Raw genomic sequence first — 21,578 nt, 5'->3', positions numbered from 1 at the left:
AAAACATCTTGTAAAAGTTAAATCAATTTTTTATAAATGCTGTTAAGTGATTTTCGTTCGATTGGAGTTAGACTATCGTGAAGTTTTTGAACCATTTTTGTTCTCTGGGATAATAATTCGTTAGAGAATGATTTGCCTTCATCGGTCAAGACCAAACGAACGATTCTTCTATCGTTTTGACTTCTTTTTCTGATTATATAGCCAGAACCAATTAACTTTTCAGACAAGCTTGTAATAGCACTGAGAGTTAATTGCATATATTCCGCTAACTCAGAAATTTTTTTTGGTCCGTGTTCATTTAAAATACAAAGGATAACAAATTGAGATTCCGATATATTATTTTCGAATGCCACGTTCCGAAAAGTCACTAAGGATTTCTTAAGAAAACGTTCGAAATTATGTTCAAGTTCGCCAATGTTCATTGCATCCTCCTTTGAATAGAAAAATGTTAAATGCTCTAAATAGTTAAGGCACTTAAGTATTATACACACTTTTTTCCATTCCTTTTAAAAAATAAGAAAATCTATGAAGAGTATGGGAATTAAGAAAGTTTGCCAACAGTTGAAAATTTTTAGTAAAATAGACATAAATACTAGAAAAGAGATGAAGGTGAAAATTAATGAAAAAGAAACAGAAAAATTTAGAAGCAGGTATGAGATCTTCACAGAAATATTATTCCGAAGATAAATTTTGGGATAAATTGAAGAAGTTTGGAAAAAAGGCTGGAGCGTCTGTGGTCTATGCAGTTTTATTGCTTTATTACACGCTACAAAAACCTGAAGTGCCTATGAAAGCTAAAACTGTTATCATAGGAGCATTGGGATATTTTATATTCCCGTTTGATATAATTCCAGACCTTACACCGGTTGTAGGGTATTCAGATGATTTGGCAGCTTTAGGAGTCGCGTTATTACAAGTAGCAATGTTTATAGATGAAGATATTAAGAACAAAGCGAAAAATAAACTTAAAGACTGGTTCGGAGAAGATATAGATGTATCAGATGTAGACGCCAAATTAGCCAGATAAAATAATAACATATAGTTTAGTAAAGGCTTGGTATTAATACCAAGCCTTTTTTAATTAAAGAAAAACATTAACAAATTTAATTAATTTTTATTTAGGGAAACGAAATTTTTACGAGTATTATATGAGGGGATTGGAAGAATGAAAAAAATTTACGGACAAATCCTTATATATATGTTTTTTACACAAACAGGGGGAATGTATTTTGAAAATCAAAGCAGCATTAACAAGAGGTCTAGGTAAAGACTTTGAAATAGGGGAAGTGGAAATTAGTGAACCAAAGGCTAATGATGTGCTCATTAAAATCGTAGCTTCTGGTGTTTGTCATACAGATGCCGTGGCAAGAGACTTAGGGCTTACTCCATTTCCAGTGGTTCTCGGACACGAAGGTTCAGGTATTGTTGAGAAAGTGGGGACAGGAGTTAAAGGTCTAGAACCAGGAGACCACGTAGTTCTCAGCTATGCATATTGTGGAACTTGTGAAAGTTGTTTGACTGGACATCCAGGAACTTGTCATAGATTTAATGAACTGAATTTCGAAGGGAAAATGGAAGATCATACTCACCGTTTACATCACCACGATCACGGTGTATCTACTTTCTTCGGACAATCATCATTTGGAACTTATGCAATAGCTCACGAACGAAATGTTGTTAAAGTAAATAAAGATGTGGACTTAGCTTTACTTGGACCGCTCGGTTGTGGAATTCAAACAGGAAGCGGTACAGTATTAAATCGTTTAAAACCTAAATTCGGAGAATCAATTGTAATATTTGGTGCTGGAGCGGTTGGACTGAGCGCAGTAATGGCAGCTAAAATTGTTGGTTGCAAACATATAATTGCTGTGGATATCCACGATAACCGTTTAGAACTTGCTAAAGAGATTGGCGCTACACTCGTACTTAATGGGAAAAAGGTAGATGTGGTTGATGAAATTAAAAAAGCTACAGATGGAGGTACGCACTACGCTGTTGATACTACAGGTGTATCGCCGTTAATTCGTCAGGGCCTACAAGCATTACGACCACTTGGAACTATAGCGATCGTTGGTGTTACAGGTGAAATGACAATGGATGTACATAATGATTTGATGGCAGAAGGGAAAACAATGATGGGTGTAATCGAAGGAGATTCAATCCCTCAACTGTTTATTCCGGAATTAGTTGAATACTACAAAAATGGACAATTTCCGTTTGACAAACTCGTTAAATTTTATGAATTTGATCAGATTAATGAAGCGTTTGAAGACTCTAAAACAGGCGTTACAATTAAACCGATTTTACGAATTCAATAACAGTTTTTGTTTTAAGCTGCTCAATGATCGGGCAGCTTTTTTGTTTGGTGAATAACGAAATAGGGAATTGGATAATGAGTTAAGTACTGTTAATTTAATGTATTTTCATTGCTATAAAAGACACACGCACAAATACCCTATATTTGCTTAATATGTTTATGTTAGTATGAAGTCTGAGAAAGGGTGGGATGATGAAAAATTATGGTGTTATCTCAGTTTTATTGTTCTTGATCTCGTTAATTGTCTTTGGAATTTCGTTTTTTAGTGGTGACCTTTTTTCAGGACCAGTTATGATATTCTTTTCGATTGTTATTCCGTTAATTGGATTTATAATGGCGTTTTTAAGTAAGAATACTGGATTACGGATTGTTGGAATTGTTGGCAATGCAATTATTCTTATTGTTGCCGGAGTGATACCGGCAATTTCGACTATGTTTTGGAATCAACCATAAAAGGCAATGTGGTATACCACATTGCCTTTTTTATTTGAGACTGGAGGTGAATAGATTTTTTCACAAATTGGACATTTGATAAAATTATGGACTATAAGTTTGTGTGTTTTAAATCAAATTGGCACACAATAATTTATCCCCGAACAAATTTCGCCATATAATAGCACGCCGCATTTTCATATGGTTTTATCACACAATTTATTTATCTGTTTTGTGTCAGTTAATTAGCACAACCAACCACGAGGCTGGAAGTAAGTGTTGATTTGGAGCCAAGACCAGTAATCTTGATCTTGAAATGCATCGATACAACTTGCAAGTGTTTTGTCGCAGCATTTATCTCCATCGCCAAAGTTTATCCAACAACGATCGTGAGAACGGCAGCAAGAATCAATTCCGTTGATAGGGGTCCCACCACCTAAACCCATTCCGTCACCACAACCAGGACCACAATGGCGATACCTTTTTCCTGCTTTTTCATTGTCTAAGCAGAACTTGCCGTCAATCCAATCTAAGGCCTGTGTAGTAACTGTATTACCAGGGGTGTAGTCTGGGTTGTTAGGAAGCGCTTCTACTCCGCTAGGATTGAGAATTTCGCCATCTTGAGAAAACTTAAGAATGACTTCCTCTCCAATAACTTCGAAGCCTTTGTAATTTTCGTTTTCGGCCATTGTTTCGATACGGGCTGTGTAAATTGTTCGTGTTTCATTGTTGAGATTGAACGTAAGAACGTTAACAGCTACAGTGTTGGAAATGTTGCGAAAATCAAGAAGTTCAATCTGAGCAACTTCCTCGATCGCAGTTAAAGCGTCAGCTTGATACGCTAGTTTAACTTCTAGATCAGAGAGTTTAAATTCTGGGATGTGTTTTTTGATTTCTTCTTCTAGAAGTTGAAATTCTTTTGTTGTTTCGAATGAAGACGCCAGTGGTGAAATGATTTCCTGTTTGTCTAAAAATTTTCCGTCTAAAATAGTATTCTGAGGAATAGCCATAAAAACACTCCTATAGTTTTATTGTTTATAGATGAAGGTATGTCGGGGCGCGCACCCAACATCCGTAAACAGAGTGGAGGTGACAGTCGGATTTGAACCGACGATCAAGGTTTTGCAGACCCTTGCCTTACCGCTTGGCTATGCCACCGTTACATTTTGCATTTTCTTAGGTGAAGTGTAACTATGAAAATTAAAACATTTTACAAAACTTTGTTAGTTTTTTATTTCGTTAAAAAATATGGAGGTGACAGTCGGATTTGAACCGACGATCAAGGTTTTGCAGACCTTTGCCTTACCGCTTGGCTATGCCACCGTTTCGCTTTGCATTTTCTTAGGTGAAGTATAACTTTAGAAATTAAAACAACTGCTCAAAAAAGTTTTTTAAATATGGGGGCAAAACAATCACTCTCTATATAAAGAGAGGAGGGTGGATGACAATGGGTCCCCTAGATATAGAGCATTTGTTATCACAGATCGGAAATTTTGGATTCCCTTTAGTTTTGGCGATTTACCTATTAGTAAGGTTTGAAAAAAAGATAGAAAAACTGACTGAAGTGATTTCTCAATTAGAAAGCAATATTAAAAAACTCAAAAAATAAAGTTTCCTTTTAATTTTCCTCCTGTTTTTTCACTAATGAAGGTGAAAAGAAATATAGGAGGTTTTTTTTATGACTAAAATTACTGTGTTCACACAAACTGGTTGCTATCCTTGCATTGTGTTAAAGCATTGGTTGAAGCAAGAAAATATCGATTTTATTGAAAGAAACATAACCGAAGATGAAAAAGCACTTAAAGAATTTAAGGAATTGAATCTTGAGTTCACACCGGTTAGTTATATTGAACACAAAGGTGTAGTACACCAAGTATTAGGTGTTTCACAAAAAAAGTTTTCAAAAATTCTATCCAGTTAAAAACCCCGCCGAAAGGCGAGGTTTTTTATTCTTCGAATTTACAGCATCCACAAATTTTTACGCCATATATGTCTTCTAAAGTGTTGTGCATCCGTTTTAATTCTTTTGAATATTCGATCGCTATGTTTTGAAACGTTTCTTTCTCTGATCCTGTTTCGCAGCATTCAATACATTTGGAAATTTTCAATAGATCTAATTTCAGTCTGTTATACTTGCTGATTTTATTTTCAATATCCTGTTTCATTGGATGCCCTCCTTTTTTTAGTATATGTGAATTCCAATGTGAGAAATTAAAACGTTTTGTCTCATCTAACTTTTTAATTTTCAAGTGATTTATTCACATTAAGTGAAAAAGGAGGGGAAAGATATGAGTAGCATTGTTTTGCCAACTTTTAAAATCGAAAAAAAAATAAATTACGGGATTGACATAATTGGTGTGAAAAGAATGTGGAGTCGATCAATAATGGGCAAGGGGATTAATATTGCCATTATAGATACAGGGTGTGATATAGACCATCCAGATTTAAAAGGTAATATTGTCGGTGTATTCAACTTTACAACTGATGATAAAGGAAATTCTAACACCGTTACGGATTACTCTGGGCACGGGACTCACGTAGCAGGCATTATAGGAAATCTGAATAAAAGACACATAATAGGTGTTGCACCTAAATCTAATTTGCTCATCCTTAAAGTGATTAATAAAAATGGCACAGGAGATACAAAAACTCTAATTGAAGCCATTGAATATGCTCTAAATTGGAGCGGTCCTAATAATAACAAAATTGATGTTATTAATATCTCTCTAGGAACAAACAAAGATAATCCAATGCTTAAACAAGTTATAACTAAAGGTTTGAAAAATAATGTGATTTTTGTAGCTGCATCTGGTAATAACGGAGATGGTCGAGGAGATACAGATGAAGTTAATTTTCCGGGTTATTATGAGGAAGTAATTCAAATTGGTGCTACGGACCAAAAAAATTTGCCGACTATTTTTTCTAACAGCAATAAAAACATAGATTTTTTAGCACCAGGCAAAGATATTATTTCTTGTTTTCCAAATAACCAATACGCTGTTCTTTCTGGTACTTCTATGGCTGCACCGCACGTTGCTGGTGTTATTGCTTTAATCAAGAATCAATATAGAAATCAGGGCCTAGAAATAACAAATACTACAATCTTAGATTATTTAAAACAAAAATCATTGTATCTACCAAATGTTCCAGTAGGAATTCAAGGACTGGGTTTAGTACAAATATAATAGATGGGCTGTGGAAAATGAATATTTTTTCACAGCTTATTTGAATTGAAAATATGGCTAAAAGACTCGAAAAAACACCAAAAAAGTGGAAATAATGAGAAAAATAAGAGAAAATAGAACATATGTTTGCGTTTCTGTTTTAATTTTTCCGCTTTCACGTCACTTATATAGAAAAAAGGAGGGGGAAATATGTCCAGTTGTTTTAAAACAGAAATCAGCAACGAAAGTAGTGAGGAGCGATGTTTGCAAAAATTAATTAGAGAAAGGTTCGAGGATATTAAAGAGCTTCCTTTAGTCAAAAAGTTTATAGAAAACAAAGAAAACGAACAGCTTTTAAACGAGGCTTTTGAAAAGGGTGATGACCGAACAATTCAAAAACTGAATATAAAATTCCAATCGTTCTCAAAAAAGATGGAAGCAATTAGATATGTGAATGGCATTCTAAAAAGGTATCCTATTGATTTTGACAAGCGTGTTAAAAAGAGAAACAATCGGTGTGTGCTATATTTGGATAAAACAGTTACCGGCATCAATTGCTCCGAAACTCCAGTCATCGAAATGATTCCTGATCCCCACCAAGAAGATATAACAAAAAATCTCTTAAAAGATAGCATTTTTGACATCAGAGACGAAAAACTTAAAGATGCTATTAACTCACTTAAACCAAACCAAAAAAAAATTTTAAAGTTAATTTATGAGGATAACTATAGTCAAAGAGAAATTTCCAAGATAATTGGCCAGACTGAACAAAATATCCATTACTGGCACAAAAAAACGATCAAGCAATTACGAAAAAAAATAACAGCAATATGAAAGAGGAGATGAAGAGGTTTGTCTGATAAATTCAAGGAAATTGAAGAAATTCTAAATTTAGTTGCAAAAAAAAAGAAATTTTATTTAAATCAGACCAATCCAAATGATCGTGAAGATTTATCTCAGGAATTGGATATATTAATCTTTAACAAACTTCAAACTTACCTGGAAAAAAACACATCACCTGACTTCTATAGGTACCTGAAAGAAAATATAACCGAGTGATTAATACAACGAAGATCAAAAAGGGGGCACTAGTAGACCTCCTTTTTTATTTGTGACTTTGTGAAAATTCTATTTGAATGGAGCAGCATAAAAAAAAAGGAAGGCAAAAGCCTTCCTAGGAAAATAGGGACGCGATCCTTTTAAAAACTGAGGGGCTATTAATAATAACAGCAAGTCCCAGTTTTAACCGGTTTTCCGTTTAATACTTTAATTTCTTGATAGCAGTTTGGATTTGCGATACAACAAGAGCGTTTCTTATCTCCGCAGAAAAGTTCATATTGAGGAGTTACTTCTTCTGACTTTTTGTTTAATGAATCTTTCTTGTTTGTCATTTGTCACACCACCTTTCGATACTTATAGGTGAAGTTAAGGGGCAATTATTAAAAGAAGAACAAAAAAAAGTCTCAATTTATGAGACTTAGTTGGTGAAGAAATGATGTTGTATGAATCATCAGTTAACGAAAACAATGAAACTGAAAGCTTCGCAGTAATAACCGGAACTACTCAATACTAATGTCACGAGTGTGAAAACGATAGTATAAACATAATAAAAATTTTTTTCTAATTAAAATTTAGGACTTACAAGTTCACCGTACGATTTTAAATCGATCATTTTTTCTCTTTTTTTATTAAACAGTTGAATTTCACTTTCTGTTGCTTTACGTTTAATTGAATCTTTAACCCAATCAGTTGTATACATATTACGCACTTGACCGTCTTTGACATACAATGTTTCTGCACGTGCAAAGGCATCCAAAGTGTGAAGTTTGTTTGGGATTATTTTAATTATATTTACCTCTGTACTTCCGTCTGACTCAGTGTATTCGTGAGCATAATATTGTCCTACCTTTATCTCCATCGCTTTTTCTCTCCATTCTGAATACTATTTATAAGGATCTTTTTTGTTTGTAAAAAGTACCTATCACTTTTGCATTAGGAAGATTTGACCTTTGAATCTAAAAGAAGATCAAGATTTAATGCATTTAAAGTTTTTAGCAAAGTATCGATGGTATAGCCTTTGCAGTTTGTTATCTTAGCGATCTGAGGACGGTGAAGTCCTGATTTCAATGCTAAATCGCTTTGAGAAAGGTCTTTATGTTTACGTTGCTTTTCGACTGTATAAGCTATTTGTGCTTTGAAGTCATCGTCGAAACGAATTTCTTCTTTTTCATCTGTTTGGATGATTAATTCCATTTCTAAGCCTTTAATTATTTTTGCTAATGTATCGATTTTATAGTTATTAGCCCCCAGTACTCTGATAATTTGAGGGTGTTTCATACCCAGGCATTTGGCTAATCCTCGGATAGAAAGATTTTTATTGTCCAGCTCTTCCTTAATAGCCTTAGTAATGTTTAATTTCGGCTCGCTGACAATGTAATAATCTTTTGGTATATCCATAATCTCTTCTATATTCATTACCTTAATATTTGAATTCATAAAAACACCTCTTTGCATCTTTTGTGTTACCGTTGCATCTTTTATGATACCACTATCTGAAAGTTTTGCAACCAAGAAATAAAAAGATCGGAGAACAAATTGTCTCCGACTTAAATTTACAAACAAGAATTTATTTTTTTGACTTTAAAAAGTTATACACTTTATCGCTTACAACCGTATCGTACCAACCCCATTGTATTGCTGTTTGCTTAATATCTAGAGGGATTTTTAAAAAAATTGATCTAACTTGTTCTTCGGTTGGGGAAGCGCTAAAAACAGATACGTAAGAATCATTGATTGCATCAAAGGCATCAGAATTTTTTATGAAAGATCATCCTTTTTTCATCTCCAAACCTCTTGTAAGGTTGATTTGAATATAATGTTTAATTTTTCTGTTGGATTTTCAACTTTCGATTTAACGCTTTTCGCATAGTTTTGAAGCCTTTCAATCTCGGTATCCAAAAAGTCGTTAATGATTTGGATCCTCGGTTCTGAATCAAATTCATCGCCAGCAATTTTTCTCTTATATAATGTTGTAATTTCTTTTTTTAAATCTCCTTCAGGTATTAGTCGTTCTAGAAGGGCCTTGAATTCCAATGGAGGAAATTCGTTGTATTGTTCTATCCATTTTGAAGCTAGAACCGGACGTAACACATAGAAATATTTCTTGATTTTGACTTCATCGCTTTGAAGATATACCCGAAAATTATTCTTGGCCATATTTAAATAATGATAAATGGCTGAGACCGGTGAAAAAATTTCCGGAATTAAACCTTTCATTTGTTTGAGGGTGGAATAGTTATGATAATAAACAATATTAGAGTTCATCCATTCGAGAAGGGGAGGGTTTCCTTTTCTAAATAGTTTGAGTGCCTTTGTTAGTTCCCAACCATTGATATCTAACATATCGTTGATAGGAAGTTCGATCACATCTCTTTTAGTTCCAACTCCCATCGGATCAATCACTAGATAATCATCTGGATGGTGGACATAAATGAATCTTACATCATAGTCACTATCCTTGGAAGGGAATCCCCAGGCTCTGCTTCCTGATTCGCAGGCATATAAGATCTTCACTCTATAATTTTCTTCGATTTCTTTTAATTTGATTTTTATCGTTTCGCGGATATGCATAGGATTTATACCTCTTTCTTTTTTTAACATTATAACTCTATTAATTGGAAAGTTTAAAAAATCTTTAGTATTTGAAAAACTAAAAAAGAAGAATCGAATGTCCTTCTTTTTTAAATGTCATTTATGCAGTTTTTAGTGAGTGAGATGATTGGTCTAAGTATTTTTGGACATTATTAAGTAACTCCGTAATCTTATTATTATCTGTGAAAATTACTTCTTCTACACTTAAAGATAATAGGGGTTTACCCATTACTGGTTCTTGGCCTTTCTCATAAAAAGTTAAAGTGAAACTTCTATGCGAGAAAGCGTATGTGAAAGATAAAAGAGTAACGAATCCATCCATAATAAAAACTTTTCCTTTTGATTCACTGTCTGAATGAATAACGAAATCATAATTTTTATTTGCAGCTGTTTTTTCTAAAGCGTTAAACAACTTTTCTTTAAATTTTATTGACATCGAAGCACCTCTAATTCATTTTTTGTTATAACAAACTTTTTTATAAAAGTTAGATTATCCTGCTTATAATTGGATTAGGTGTTGAGAATAAAATGCCCAATAAAAATATTAACAAGAAAGGTGGCTATTTGTTTTGGATTTAGAAAAAGAGCTCAATAAAGAAATAAGTGAATTACAAAGAAAAATTCAGAGACTTGAATTATTGAAAAAACTAAATCTAAAGTACCCATCAATGAAAAGATTAAGAATTTTTGGAGAAGGACTGTTTTATTTTGCTTCAGAAATTAATTCTGAGGTAGAACATTGCGAGATTTTCACTCCAAATTATTCTGGTTATCCTGATGGACCACTTTTGGCTAAGTTCTACAAAGAAGAAAAGGGGATAAAAATATACTCCGATCCATTAAGAATTCAAATTGGTACAGATTTTTTGGATGGGGGAGTATCTCCACTTGAGGACTGGAAAGATGTTTTAATAAAACACGGTATACCTTTAAAATTCGTAGAGCAAATAGAAGGATTTTTTGAAGAGCATAAACTTGAAGAAGATGATGATGAGTAAAAATCGAATTGAAAAATCTAAAAAACAGATTAAAGGAAGTTATTTATGATTGCATTCATATGTGTCGGTTATCTACTGTTCGGAATCATTACTTTGTTTTTTTGTGCATATGACCCCTTTACAAAGACGTATGATTTCGGCTTTTCTGATGGTTGGGAATTCTTTTTTTACCAACGATATTTATTTTGGTTAATCATCCTTATTTTTTCCCCATACTTTTTTGTTCGAGAAATAATAAAGAAGACTTCAGACAAAAAATACGTAAAAGAGTGGAGAAAAAAAGGGCATTTTACCAGAAAACTGTAGACATTTAAAATTTTCAAAAATTGGTATGATGATGGTCAAGTTTATAGAAGAAAAAGAGCGGCAAAGAAAGCTGCTTTTTTTATTATTTTCTCCTTTTTTGATGGAAAATGATATTATCTATAAAACAAGGAATTGGAGGATTTAAAATGATTGATTTGAGAAGAGATATCGATGATGAACTAATTAAGAAGGGGATTTCCTGTGTTGAAATAGAAACTCTTGATAAATTGGTTGAGTCTTTGGAAAATAATCTTATTAATAATGGTTATTGGGACCTTATAAAAGAAACGATTGATGAATCCGGTATAAAAAAAGAAGAATTTGCAATTGAGATTGGCGAGGTATATTTATTGAAAAACGCCGAATATTTAAAGAAAGAAATTAGAAATAAGAAAGTGAAAGTCGTTGATAAATTTGAAGATGGGTCAATTCTAGTAGAAGTTCTTGAAGGAAGATTTAATGGACAACAAATGAATATTAGCTTGTCTCAAGCTTTTAAAAAAATATAATTCCGATTTATTTAAGACTACCCCCGAAAGTCTGTCATTTTATCCAAAAAAGTGTTATATAGAAGAGGAAGGAAGTTTTGAAAATGGAAAAGAATATTAGAATTAAACACGAAATGGACAAAGAAGCGAGAATGATGACATTAGATGAGGCGTTTTTTGAAGCCCTTCAGTTATCGGAAGGAAGAAGTTCTGACATTGAAAATCAAGAATACGCATTGTTTGAATACTTGTCTCAATTTCCTGAGTTTGTCCAAAACATCTCTGAACAATACAAAAAAAATGTATTGGAAAAGTGGGGTTTTAAAGTATTAAGGTGAACTTCCCCGGCAGGAGACGGGATCGGTTATGTATCTAAGACAAAATTTGACTGGCGCGTCAATTATTCTGTATAATTCATTTTATACATCTTTAAACAATACAAATAAGAAGAAAAAGGTGAGATATATGCAAAAGAATTGGATAAAGTTTGACGATGATGATGGTGCTGATGTATTTTACAATATCAATGATGAGGAAAGAACAGTCGATCTTAAGGTTATTTCACCTGAAGGCGAAAAAGAAATAACATTGTTATTTGAGGAAGTTAAAGAAGTGTACGACAACGACAAAATTAAAAATAAAATTTAATAAAAAGAGCCTATCACATTAGATAAGCTCTTTTTTTATTATTTGCTTGATGATGTGCTAGTGCTTGTTGAATTGGATGTGGAACCTGATGTTGTACTTGAAGAAGTACCGGTTGCTGCACTGCCAGTGCTGCTTGCCGATGTAGCAGATGAAGAAGAGAGTAGATTGTCAACTGCATCTTTGAGATCTTCGTCTTTGATGGATACATTGGATTTCTTTTTGAGTTTTTTAATGACATCGGCATATGCATTTGCGTGAGCAAGTTTGTAGGCCTCTTTGATTTCATCTTTGTTTTTCTCAAGCGTCTTTTGGGTTCTCTTGGTTACTTTAATAATGTGATAGCCATAATCAGTTTTAACAGGATTGCTGATTTCGTTAACTTTTAAAGAAAATGCTGCATTCGAGAATTCTTTCAACATATCAGATTTAGTGAATTCGCCTAAATCTCCGCCGTTAGAAGCAGTTGCTGTATCGGTGGAATTTTCTTTTGCAAGCTTAGAAAAATCTGCACCTTTGTCTAATTCTGCTTTTAGTTTTTTCGCAGTAGCTTCATCAGCAACGAGTATATGTGATGCTTTAATTGTTAAGAATTTATCGATGTTTTCTTCATAATATTTTTTGAGTTGCGTGTCTGAAGCTTTTACTCCATCAGTAACAGCTTTTACTTGCAATAAAGAAAGCTTGATTTGATCTTTTAAAGCATCTACATTTTTGAGACCGTTACTTTCTAACGCTGATTTAAAATCGTTATCAGATGAAAATTGAGCTTTTACTTCTTTTAATTTTGCCTCGACATCTTTATCAGAAATTTTATAATTTTCTTCAAGAACCTTTTTCTCAATCATATTTTCTAATACTTGAGCTCCTGTGCTGCTTGAAGATAACTCTTTATAGAAATCGTCTTTTGTAATACTTCCGGAGTCCGTTTTTACAATTGTGTTTCCACCGACAGAACAAGCTGATAAACCGATGATTGAAACACCTAAAGTTAAAGCTACTATTGCCTTTTTCATAGTTGGTTTATTCTCCTAACTCTTTTAAATTCTTATAAAATATATTTCAAAAACCGACAAAAGAAAAGATGCTATATAATTTATTTTTTTAAAAAACATATATTTTTTAAAAATAAATATTTTTCCGGAAAAATATATGTTAATATTAAAACATAAAAGGAGGGCAGGTAAAATTGGATTACAAAGAAATGTGGATCGAACAAATTTCCTGGTTGGAAAAATCCATTGATTATCTTCTATCTTTAAAAGAAGGTAGGATAGGGGAAGAAAAACAAAGAATAATAAACAAAGTAGATGGTATGAAAACGGCTCTAAAGCATATGAAGGAGTCGGAAAAGATTTACGCTATATCTCAGGAGTAACGGAGCAACCTGTGGATTGATGAAAGCCTGTCTTGCAATTCTAATTTTAAAAATCAATTTTGTTTAATAACAAAAATGAATTTTCTTATTACTAACACTAACAAACACTAACAGTAACCGATTTATTTGTATTAACACTATTTCTTATGTACAAAAGATGACCGATTTGCAAATGAATCAATCATTAACAAAAAAAACATAAATAGACAATTCGCGCAACACTAAGTTTAGAGCTATTTGCATTACATAGTATTTCACAAAATCTTGTTTACATTACACCTTTTCCAAACAAAATTTTATTGACATTACAACTTATCAAACAAAATAGATACTGGGAGCAAGGATAAACTAATTATCCTTGTTTTTTTATACAATTTTAAGAAAGTAATATAATAATCCTGGAACTACTCGGCACTAAAGTACCGAGATTCCTGAGAACACCAGACTTAGCCAATCGGTTTTCCTTTTGGCCATAGGTCTTAGTTATTTTATCAGGCTACACTGTTGCTTCCTCCGGCAATAAGTCTTAAACCTTCGTTTTTTATATTCATTGCAGCGTTGATATCACGATCGTGAGTACAGCCACAATTATTACAAGTCCAGGTCCTGATGTTAAGTGGTTTTGGTCCATCTTGATGGCCACAGTTGCTGCAAATCTGACTAGAAGGAAACCATTTATCAATTTTGACGAGGCTTTTCCCGTACCATTCAGCTTTGTATGTCAGCATTGAGACAAACTCGCTCCAAGAGACATCAGAAATAGCTTTAGACAACTTTCGGTTCTTTACATTTGGATTTTAAACGAATGGAGAATATGAGCCAGGCCCTTGTGCTGGTGGAGTACTTTAGAAAGGTTTATAAACATATAAGTTTTCTTAAGAATTAGTTTGTAGTGAAAAGGCGAAAATAATTATGTCTGATAGATGAATGAGATAATTATTTTGACGTCCATATCACAATAATTGAAAAAACATTGGAATATTTTTATTAGTTTATGAATAGAAATAGAGTGTGAGATTTATCTCCTTTTTTCATAATCTTATTAAGAATAATATTTATACCCTTATTTAAGAACAATAATTAAGTACCTTCAACAAAAAATGAGCGTGAGCCTTGATGTGAAGCAAAAGAGGGGGGAAAAGAGAAGAAAGAAATTATGACTCACGGTATCAAATTGCTTAATAACAACATAAAAGATGCTAATCACTTAAATTAAATGCAATAACCAAGTAATGATTCTATATTCACTAACTAAAATAGCAAATAACAAAATCAAAATTACAATTCACAGACTTAATAAGCACAAAAAAAAGAGCTCATAATAATTTTTTGGCTCTTTTTTTATCGAAATCGGGGATTGTAAATTTGATTAGGATCCATTTGATATAAGAGATAATAACGTTTTTAAAAATAAAGCAACACAAAGTACACTCGCTAAGTTGCCAGTGTTTTCCTTTGTTTATTCATTTGTTAAAAAATTCAAGCTGTCAGTTTGTATTGCAAAATAAGAACTGATGGCTTCTTTAGCTTCTTTCAATATGTTGGTCCTCTTGTCCTTATTTATTGCTTTGTTTCCGAGTATAGATAGCTGATTTGTCAAAATGTTCAACTGTTCATATGCAAATTGCTTGAGATCATTTATATACTTTTTAGCGTTTTCCGCGGTATGATCGGTCCAGCCTCGTTTTTGTTTAATGCCATCTATAACTTCCTCGCTAGAAGGGCCAGAAAGCACTTTAAAATCGTCTACAGTAGATTTAACACGAGAAATAATCCATTCTTCGCACCAATTTTTTAACGTAGAATAGATATGTTTAGTCAGTTTATATTTTTCTCGGATAGGGGTGACGTGTTTATCAATGGCTATAAAACCAGCATTTCCCCCTTCGTAATTTTCTGATATTGTTTTGTGCAAATAATCGTTGTCGAGTAATGATTTAATACTTTCAGATTGATGAGCATATTTGGCCATTTCATCTAAAGAAATGTCGTAAACAATCTTGCTAAAATATGCAGCAGCTTGTTTAGGATCATCTAAAAAATGCTTGTTTGAATGTAGTGACTTGGCTAATCTTGCAATGGCCGTATTATAAATAAAACGAGCTAAACTTAACATCTCGTCTTTCCCATCACAAATAGAGCCCTTAGAAGCGTTATTTTTTTCAGAACGCAAAAGGGAATTATATAAATACTTACCAATCTTTTCGATCTCAATACAAAATTGGTCACCAAGGTGTCCTTGGAAACCAGATTGAAAAATCTTCTTACGAAGAAGATATCTTTCTGTATGGTTGTTGAGATAACTATCTAATGTTCCTTTTTTAAATTGAAAAAGAACATTAGGTTTTCTTGTAAAGATGTTGCTGCTCCAAGATACAGATACAATAGAGTTCAGATCAGATGTTTGGATCTCTTCTATTGCATCCATTAAACGGCCTTTTGTGAAGAAAGGGATACCAGATGAGTATTTAGAAGGAACGATATCATTGTAATCAAAATATACAGACTCATTCTTGTCTGTGGACATTCGAAAAGCAGCCATTAACAATAAACGTTTTGCATTGATTGAAAGTTCTTTGAAAGCATTTTCGTAAAAGAACGTATATTTTTTGCAGTAACGATCAGTCTTATTGTTAAAGCCCAGATTACGTGTGGGACCTAAATTAAATTTATATTTTGTGCCTTCGTCTGTATTAACAGGAACAAATACATATCGGCGTTTATAAGAAGTGAAACGTTTAATGATTTGTTTCAAATATTTTATTTTAGTGCCGGATTTAGATGCAATAAGAGAAATAGGCGCTTGAATAGTCCCATCCCAGTCTGTATGTAATAGGGAATACAAACATACATCAAATTCAGTAGAAGATACGTTGTGTAATAAGTATTGATAAGTTTCTTCGAATATCATCTGGTTCATCTCCTTTCTCTTAAAATATATGAAAGTTGCTATGTGTAGAGTTATGTATGTTCTGAGTATAGATTTCGACATTCATTGTGTAAATAGAAAGAAAACTACGGAAAACTGGTCACAAATCTTCTTGAAATGCGTAATGAACAAGAAAAAAAACTACGGAGTATTGGTCACAAATTTATAATTAGAACTGCATTTACCTTATGAATAAAGGGATGTGGATAAGTTTCTAAAAAAAATTTCAAAATCTTACTACGGATAAGTGGAAACAAAATTAGTTTTACTACGGAAATTTGGTCACGAAATAATAAAATAAAACAACTAGTTATAAAAACTACGGAAGAGCGGTCACAAATTAAGTTAAATCACATACTAAACATTTAAAAAAAATCAATTTAACTACGGAAGAGTGGTCACAATAATGGAGGGAAAGTTTAAATATGAATATGAAGAATGTTTCTACGGAGAATGGGTCACAATCTAAAAGTTCCTACGGAGAATAGGTCACAAAAAAGATGCTGGAGATAAAAACTAACTACGGAAGAGTGGTCACAAATAACAGAATGAAATAATAATTTTAGTTTACAACGGAAAATTGGTCACAAGATTATTCAACAACGGAAAATTGGTCACAAAAATTTAAATGAACACCTAATATAGGGGCCGGTTTACAACGGAAAATTGGTCACAACAGAGCAATGTAAAAAGTGTTCCTAAATAATCTTTCTTTCTACGGAGAAAAGGTCACAAAATAAGTTTTTTGTTCAGAAAGTTTACAATCTCTCTACGGAAAACTGGTCACAAATTAACATTTAAATTTAACTACGGAGTATTGGTCACATAAAATATTTTAAATTAAAAGGGAAGTCAAAAAAAATGCTACGGAAAATTGGTCACAAATAATCTAATAATTGTTCCTACGGAATTTCGGTCACAGTTTTAACGAAAAATTGATAATAACTGTAAGAGGATTTAAGGATGTGCGTTTAACTACGGAGTATTGGTCACAAAAAAATGGAATATAAGCAAGTCATTAATTAAGGGAGCCAAATAAACAATAAGAAAAAGTGATGAGCCGAAAAAAAGTAACTAACTACGGAAAACTGGCCACAAAAAAATAAGAACTACGGAATAGGCATACTTAAAAAATGAATTAAAATTTATTTTTGCTGGGATAGTGGAACTTTTTTGTGCATAAAAGGAAGATAAAATGAAATGTTGCTACGGAAAATTGGTCACAATTTCAAGATTAAAAAAACACCCTACTTAAAAGCAGGGTGTTAAATGCTAGTTTCTAAGAAAGAAGAGGGATTGAAATCTTGTTCGATTTGCCACGATGAATGTATTAAATCTTCTATTTCATATTGTGTTACTTCTATATATTCAATCTGGATAGTATCACCGTTAAATTTAAAATCTTTGACAGCAACTTTATGATGTTTAATCTCATCTAATGCAGCAGCAAGTATTTTAAAGTTTTCTCCTTTGCTGCGGCTTTTAAACCGAAGTTTATGTGTAAAAAAGGAATACGGATATTCTTGAACATAAGATTGTTGCTCTGAATGACATAAAAAACGTTCTTTTTGTAATATGAAAATTAAGCTCTTGGATATTGGTAATTCAAGGTTTTTTAAAACATCTTTGTACATTCGGATAGTTTGTTTTTTTAAGTACTCTTGGTGTATTGTATCATTTATTGTGATTTCTGCGGTCCATCCATTTTCGTAATCAATGTTGACATAGTCGAAAATACCGAAGCCAATTGAATTTTCTGTTCTCTGGATTTTAAATCTCATATTAAACATTTTATAAATTCTTGATTCAACAAGTTTATAATTTTCAATGCCGTCTGATTTAAACGAGTTTTTCACGATTTGGCCTATGCTAACGAAGATTCTTCTTTGGGTGGCAAATATCCCGCTTCTTTGTTTCATTACTTGGGAGAATATTTCTCTATCTGTGTCGTCTAATATTCCCACAAGATTTTTTCCGTCAGCATACATTTTAGGCACTAGAGTCCTCAATGTATATTTATTACTTGGGGCATAATCATTGTAATAATAATCTCCTTCATCTTCTTTGATTTCTTCGTTTGAAAGTTGTAATTTTCCTCGATTATTTGAAAAAATCGGATAGTCAACAAATGTGCTAGGTTCTTCAATAATCATATTCTGCACTTTACCATCGTATTTTTTCATAATTGTATCGCCGATTAAAATGAGTAAATCATCGAAAATTATCTTTTCAATTTGTGTTTTGGTTTTAGACCTGATATAGCGGTAATTTGATAGCAAACTGTTTTTGTCTTCACTCCATTTTTTGAGTTCTTCTATCCGATCAGAAATGATTTCTTCAGGAGTTTCTTTTTGGTACGTGTCTTTTAAAGACGGTGCTCCAAATTTAGAAAAATAATCTTTAAAAAATTCATATTCAGCGAGTAACTCCTTGGGTTTTTTGGAGGATGGGGATTTATAGTCTTTTATTGCGCTTTTAACCCAGCGTTTTTTAGTTTGATTTATTCTTTTACGATTATATCTTAAAGTTTCCTGTATATTTGCGTTTTCGTTTCCAAATGAACTGTCAAATACTCGTTGTACTAAAGAAACTTCGTTTTCAACGTCTTTGCAATAATATAAAGGATCTTTATCAAGATAATTCAGTTTTTCAGTAAAACTGTTCCATATTTGCATTATGAAGTACTTTGGTAATTTATTCTTCATATAATCACCACCATTATCTTTGATGTATCTATAAATTGATTGTATCACAACGATAATTGTTAATATAGAGACTAGGGAAGGAATAAGGGCAACATATTAAGAAAAAAATAGAAGAAATAAAATAAAATTTTTTTATTTATATATATAATAAAAAAATTGAAATATGATTTTTAGAGAAAGAGGGTGTTATGTTTGGGAAAGAGATTAATTTTCAGTCTGGTTTCAGGATTTTTACTATTGGCCGGATGTACTCATATAACGAGTAATGATCAACATTCCACTAGAGAAAAAGATGTTTCTAAAGAATCTTTTAAAGATTTAATAAATCAAGTGAAAAAAATAAGAGAAACAAATAAATTAGACAATCTTAAAAATGTGGCTTATAAAAATTCTCCATATTTTAATTACGTCAGTTTTCTAATAAAAAACAAAAATATTGAATCAGGAAAGACAAGTGTTAAATTTTCTAATTTTAAAGTCGTTAAAAAACAAAACAATATCGGAGTTGTTTATGTGGATGAACATATGGTTACAGAAGGGAAAGGTTCAAATTTAGATTCAGATGCAAGTTATTACTACTTCTTCAAAAAAGAAAATAAAGAGTGGAGAATTTATGATTATCTTCCATCTACGGCAGTTAATAATATTGATGATTTAATCAAACGATATCAATGATAAAAAAATAAGAGGCTTAAGAGCCTCTTATTTATCTAAGAAAGAATTAAATTGCCAGATGCGGTCTTCGAAATAAGTAATAATGCCGACAAAGAAGTCTTCTGAAGCAGGATCATTAGCAGCGTCCGCTAATTCGATGCCTTTTTTTAATTCTTGCACAAGTTGAGTATAATCTTTGACTACAGATTCAACCATACTTTGAGCATCTTTCGCTTCTTTTTGATCTTCTTTAAGAGTTGTTAACTCCAAATACTCTTTTAGAGAAGTTACTGGTTTACCTCCAACTTGCATCAAACGCTCTGCAAAATCATCAACTAAACCAAAAGAGTATTTGAATTCTTCTCTTAATTCGTTATGAAGAGTGAAAAACGAATTCCCTCTAACGTAGAAATGATAATGATGGAGCTTTTCAGTTAAAACTGCAAAATTTGCTACTTGTTGGTTTAAAAAAGAGTGTAATTCTTTAGACACAAAACATCACCTCGTATTTAGAAAACGTGTTAAGAGTATAATCTATAATCATAAAAATTGAGAAAAAACAATAAATAATATTTACGCTGTTTTCACAAACCTTGTTGCTTTCTGATATAATTTAGAAAAATCTATGGAGGTGTCCATTGTTGTCTAAGTGTGTAGAAGTAGATGGTAATTGGAAGAAATTCTATGAAGCTGATCCATCAGATAAATTGCTGTTATTACACGCTACGAGTCTAGAAAATGCGAAGCAAATATGGGAAAAGGGTTTCGAAAGAACCGACAGCAATTGGTTGGATTCAGAAAATGGATATGTTTATTTAGCGGGTAGCCGATATAATTTAGGTACATACCTTCGTTATAATGATAATGCGATCATTAGAGTTTCTGTTAGGAAGGAGTTACTATTACCTGATGATAATAGTGTAGACTGGAGGGAATATATAAAATTACATCGAGATGAATTGAAGAACGAAAAGATTAACATAAAAAAACCATCTGCGTTTGATACTTTCAAACATATCGGTCAAGTTAAGGCTAGAATTGAAGACATTGAAATTATTGACTATATAAAATTGTAGGGTGCTCGAATCAGAGTACTTTTTTTAATATTTTTTTGCAAAACAACAATCTTTACGAAATTAGCCAATATTAAAGAATTATACTCTTAATGGTAGTAAATAAAGAAACACACTTCAATTGAGAAGTGTGTTTCTTTATTTAATTTATATACTTTCCTAAAATGATACGATCGTATATGCCTTTCCAGCTTTGGAAATTTTGTTTCACTGCTAAAAAGTCTTCATCTTCTATTTCTTTGAGATGGTTAAAGAACTCTTTATCTGCACAAACACCTTCATCTTGCTCACCGATGAATACAAATAGTGCGTCAGGATTAAATTTATTGAGTGTTTTTAAAGAATTATAAGTTTCGCTTCCTTTGTACGGCCAACTAATTATAACTACATCGACTTGAGAAGCGTATTTTTCGACAGCTTTTACAGCATCTATTTTCTCGATATCAACTAATGTATCATTCCATTTAGAGTGATGTTCGTGCCAAGAAAAATTGTCTGTTGCGATTATATTAATGTCTTTTAAACTTAAAGCGTAGGAAAGCCAACCGCGTCCAGCCATTAATTCTAAACACTTTCTTCCGTTTAACCATTCGGCAAATGGGTTAATCCATTTCCAAGAAACAAAACCGAACATTCCTTTTTTTATATATGCATCGCGTAAAGTAAGCTCTTTTGTAAATCCTAATGGATCCCAATTATCGGAAGTCGGAATATCCACCCAAAACTTAGGCATTTCTTCTGGAACTTCTATAGAATTCAAATCAAAATTTTCTTTTAAAAATAAATTGAGATCAAATGTTTTAAAGAGGTTTTCTATGGTGTCTTTCACTCTAGGTCT

General features: G+C 32.4%; 28 protein-coding genes, 2 tRNA genes and 1 pseudogene. 15 read left to right on the top strand and 16 right to left on the bottom strand.

Features of this window, described 5'->3' with window-relative positions; genetic code table 11:
- Positions 1–17 precede the first annotated feature (17 nt).
- Positions 18–422, bottom strand: a complete 405-nt coding sequence (locus tag AAGG74_RS16895; RefSeq protein ID WP_429676368.1) for a MarR family transcriptional regulator — start codon at positions 420–422, stop codon at positions 18–20.
- A 197-nt stretch (positions 423–619) separates the two neighbouring features.
- On the opposite strand from AAGG74_RS16895, the gene AAGG74_RS16890 reads away from it, so the two are divergent.
- The 3 genes from AAGG74_RS16890 (at position 620) to AAGG74_RS16880 (ending at position 2,770) form a co-directional block, all read left to right on the top strand.
- The gene (locus tag AAGG74_RS16890; RefSeq protein WP_429676367.1) at positions 620–1,027 is read left to right on the top strand and encodes a YkvA family protein; all 408 of its coding nucleotides are present in this window, start codon (positions 620–622) and stop codon (positions 1,025–1,027) included.
- 202 nt (positions 1,028–1,229) lie between these two features.
- A complete protein-coding gene (locus AAGG74_RS16885; protein WP_429676366.1) occupies positions 1,230–2,318 on the top strand; it encodes an NAD(P)-dependent alcohol dehydrogenase in 1,089 nt (362 codons plus the stop codon).
- 191 nt (positions 2,319–2,509) lie between these two features.
- Entirely contained in the window at positions 2,510–2,770 is a 261-nt protein-coding gene (locus AAGG74_RS16880) for a hypothetical protein (RefSeq protein WP_429676365.1), read from the top strand.
- A gap of 224 nt (positions 2,771–2,994) precedes the next feature.
- On the opposite strand, the gene AAGG74_RS16875 is transcribed toward AAGG74_RS16880, so the two are convergent.
- From AAGG74_RS16875 to AAGG74_RS16865, 3 genes are all read right to left on the bottom strand, one after another.
- On the bottom strand, positions 2,995–3,759 hold the full coding sequence (locus tag AAGG74_RS16875; protein WP_429676364.1) for a phospholipase A2 family protein: 765 nt from the start codon (positions 3,757–3,759) through the stop codon (positions 2,995–2,997).
- 74 nt (positions 3,760–3,833) lie between these two features.
- Positions 3,834–3,907: transfer RNA gene (locus tag AAGG74_RS16870), tRNA-Cys, on the bottom strand.
- 91 nt (positions 3,908–3,998) lie between these two features.
- Positions 3,999–4,072 (bottom strand) — tRNA-Cys (locus AAGG74_RS16865).
- Between the two features lie 124 nt (positions 4,073–4,196).
- Here AAGG74_RS16865 and AAGG74_RS16860 point away from each other — a divergent pair.
- Together AAGG74_RS16860 and AAGG74_RS16855 are read left to right on the top strand one after the other, a co-directional pair.
- Positions 4,197–4,358 (top strand): YvrJ family protein, encoded by a 162-nt coding sequence (locus AAGG74_RS16860; protein ID WP_429676363.1) that lies wholly within the window; start codon positions 4,197–4,199, stop codon positions 4,356–4,358.
- A gap of 69 nt (positions 4,359–4,427) precedes the next feature.
- Positions 4,428–4,670 (top strand): glutaredoxin family protein, encoded by a 243-nt coding sequence (locus tag AAGG74_RS16855; protein WP_429676362.1) that lies wholly within the window; start codon positions 4,428–4,430, stop codon positions 4,668–4,670.
- A gap of 25 nt (positions 4,671–4,695) precedes the next feature.
- Here AAGG74_RS16855 and AAGG74_RS16850 read toward each other — a convergent pair whose 3' ends face one another.
- On the bottom strand, positions 4,696–4,914 hold the full coding sequence (locus AAGG74_RS16850) for a hypothetical protein (RefSeq protein WP_429676361.1): 219 nt from the start codon (positions 4,912–4,914) through the stop codon (positions 4,696–4,698).
- Positions 4,915–5,037: 123 nt separating this feature from the next.
- Between AAGG74_RS16850 and AAGG74_RS16845 the strand changes: the two genes are divergently transcribed.
- From AAGG74_RS16845 to AAGG74_RS16835, 3 genes are all read left to right on the top strand, one after another.
- Complete coding sequence (locus AAGG74_RS16845) at positions 5,038–5,934, top strand: S8 family peptidase (protein WP_429676360.1); 897 nt, start codon at positions 5,038–5,040, stop codon at positions 5,932–5,934.
- Positions 5,935–6,177: 243 nt separating this feature from the next.
- Positions 6,178–6,747 (top strand): sigma-70 family RNA polymerase sigma factor, encoded by a 570-nt coding sequence (locus AAGG74_RS16840; RefSeq protein ID WP_429676359.1) that lies wholly within the window; start codon positions 6,178–6,180, stop codon positions 6,745–6,747.
- A gap of 18 nt (positions 6,748–6,765) precedes the next feature.
- The gene (locus AAGG74_RS16835) at positions 6,766–6,972 is read left to right on the top strand and encodes a hypothetical protein (RefSeq protein ID WP_429676358.1); all 207 of its coding nucleotides are present in this window, start codon (positions 6,766–6,768) and stop codon (positions 6,970–6,972) included.
- A 158-nt stretch (positions 6,973–7,130) separates the two neighbouring features.
- Here the strand turns inward: AAGG74_RS16835 and AAGG74_RS16830 are convergent, their stop codons facing one another.
- The 5 genes from AAGG74_RS16830 to AAGG74_RS16810 form a co-directional block, all read right to left on the bottom strand.
- Positions 7,131–7,304: a hypothetical protein gene (locus AAGG74_RS16830; protein ID WP_429676357.1), complete on the bottom strand. Its 174-nt coding sequence runs from the start codon at positions 7,302–7,304 to the stop codon at positions 7,131–7,133.
- 233 nt (positions 7,305–7,537) lie between these two features.
- Positions 7,538–7,831 carry a hypothetical protein gene (locus tag AAGG74_RS16825; protein WP_429676356.1) on the bottom strand — a complete coding sequence of 98 codons (294 nt, stop codon included), beginning with the start codon at positions 7,829–7,831 and terminating at the stop codon, positions 7,538–7,540.
- 74 nt (positions 7,832–7,905) lie between these two features.
- Complete coding sequence (locus AAGG74_RS16820; protein ID WP_429676355.1) at positions 7,906–8,409, bottom strand: helix-turn-helix transcriptional regulator; 504 nt, start codon at positions 8,407–8,409, stop codon at positions 7,906–7,908.
- A gap of 342 nt (positions 8,410–8,751) precedes the next feature.
- The gene (locus AAGG74_RS16815) at positions 8,752–9,537 is read right to left on the bottom strand and encodes a nucleotidyltransferase domain-containing protein (protein ID WP_429676858.1); all 786 of its coding nucleotides are present in this window, start codon (positions 9,535–9,537) and stop codon (positions 8,752–8,754) included.
- A 127-nt stretch (positions 9,538–9,664) separates the two neighbouring features.
- Complete coding sequence (locus AAGG74_RS16810; RefSeq protein WP_429676354.1) at positions 9,665–10,000, bottom strand: hypothetical protein; 336 nt, start codon at positions 9,998–10,000, stop codon at positions 9,665–9,667.
- 133 nt (positions 10,001–10,133) lie between these two features.
- Between AAGG74_RS16810 and AAGG74_RS16805 the strand changes: the two genes are divergently transcribed.
- The 4 genes from AAGG74_RS16805 (at position 10,134) to AAGG74_RS16790 (ending at position 12,004) form a co-directional block, all read left to right on the top strand.
- Positions 10,134–10,562, top strand: a complete 429-nt coding sequence (locus AAGG74_RS16805; protein ID WP_429676353.1) for a hypothetical protein — start codon at positions 10,134–10,136, stop codon at positions 10,560–10,562.
- A 452-nt stretch (positions 10,563–11,014) separates the two neighbouring features.
- Positions 11,015–11,377, top strand: coding sequence for a hypothetical protein (locus AAGG74_RS16800; RefSeq protein ID WP_429676352.1), 363 nt, complete (start codon positions 11,015–11,017; stop codon positions 11,375–11,377).
- Between the two features lie 83 nt (positions 11,378–11,460).
- Positions 11,461–11,694 carry a hypothetical protein gene (locus AAGG74_RS16795; protein WP_429676351.1) on the top strand — a complete coding sequence of 78 codons (234 nt, stop codon included), beginning with the start codon at positions 11,461–11,463 and terminating at the stop codon, positions 11,692–11,694.
- A 127-nt stretch (positions 11,695–11,821) separates the two neighbouring features.
- Entirely contained in the window at positions 11,822–12,004 is a 183-nt protein-coding gene (locus AAGG74_RS16790; protein ID WP_429676350.1) for a hypothetical protein, read from the top strand.
- 38 nt (positions 12,005–12,042) lie between these two features.
- Here AAGG74_RS16790 and AAGG74_RS16785 read toward each other — a convergent pair whose 3' ends face one another.
- The gene (locus AAGG74_RS16785) at positions 12,043–13,017 is read right to left on the bottom strand and encodes a peptidylprolyl isomerase (protein ID WP_429676349.1); all 975 of its coding nucleotides are present in this window, start codon (positions 13,015–13,017) and stop codon (positions 12,043–12,045) included.
- Between the two features lie 173 nt (positions 13,018–13,190).
- Between AAGG74_RS16785 and AAGG74_RS16780 the strand changes: the two genes are divergently transcribed.
- A complete protein-coding gene (locus AAGG74_RS16780; protein ID WP_429676348.1) occupies positions 13,191–13,379 on the top strand; it encodes a hypothetical protein in 189 nt (62 codons plus the stop codon).
- A 491-nt stretch (positions 13,380–13,870) separates the two neighbouring features.
- Here AAGG74_RS16780 and AAGG74_RS16775 read toward each other — a convergent pair.
- The 3 genes and pseudogenes from AAGG74_RS16775 to AAGG74_RS16765 form a co-directional block, all read right to left on the bottom strand.
- Positions 13,871–14,167, bottom strand: a pseudogene (locus AAGG74_RS16775) (RNA-guided endonuclease TnpB family protein); the annotation flags it as partial.
- 671 nt (positions 14,168–14,838) lie between these two features.
- Positions 14,839–16,290, bottom strand: coding sequence for a hypothetical protein (locus AAGG74_RS16770; protein ID WP_429676347.1), 1,452 nt, complete (start codon positions 16,288–16,290; stop codon positions 14,839–14,841).
- Positions 16,291–17,573: 1,283 nt separating this feature from the next.
- Complete coding sequence (locus AAGG74_RS16765; protein ID WP_429676346.1) at positions 17,574–19,013, bottom strand: hypothetical protein; 1,440 nt, start codon at positions 19,011–19,013, stop codon at positions 17,574–17,576.
- A gap of 192 nt (positions 19,014–19,205) precedes the next feature.
- Here AAGG74_RS16765 and AAGG74_RS16760 point away from each other — a divergent pair, with 192 nt between their 5' ends.
- Entirely contained in the window at positions 19,206–19,688 is a 483-nt protein-coding gene (locus tag AAGG74_RS16760) for a hypothetical protein (RefSeq protein WP_429676345.1), read from the top strand.
- Positions 19,689–19,715: 27 nt separating this feature from the next.
- Here the strand turns inward: AAGG74_RS16760 and AAGG74_RS16755 are convergent, their stop codons facing one another.
- Positions 19,716–20,159, bottom strand: a complete 444-nt coding sequence (locus tag AAGG74_RS16755) for a Dps family protein (protein ID WP_429676344.1) — start codon at positions 20,157–20,159, stop codon at positions 19,716–19,718.
- 149 nt (positions 20,160–20,308) lie between these two features.
- Between AAGG74_RS16755 and AAGG74_RS16750 the strand changes: the two genes are divergently transcribed.
- The gene (locus AAGG74_RS16750; RefSeq protein ID WP_429676343.1) at positions 20,309–20,743 is read left to right on the top strand and encodes a hypothetical protein; all 435 of its coding nucleotides are present in this window, start codon (positions 20,309–20,311) and stop codon (positions 20,741–20,743) included.
- Positions 20,744–20,882: 139 nt separating this feature from the next.
- On the opposite strand, the gene AAGG74_RS16745 is transcribed toward AAGG74_RS16750, so the two are convergent.
- Positions 20,883–21,569, bottom strand: a complete 687-nt coding sequence (locus AAGG74_RS16745; RefSeq protein ID WP_429676342.1) for a hypothetical protein — start codon at positions 21,567–21,569, stop codon at positions 20,883–20,885.
- Between the last annotated feature and the right edge of the window lie 9 nt (positions 21,570–21,578).

Origin of the sequence: Bacillus mexicanus, assembly GCF_050445615.1 — a bacterium.
GTDB lineage: Bacteria > Bacillota > Bacilli > Bacillales > Bacillaceae > Bacillus > Bacillus mexicanus.
The sequence above is the reverse complement of the archived record's forward strand: the minus strand, read 5'-3'. Positions and strand labels throughout refer to the sequence as shown.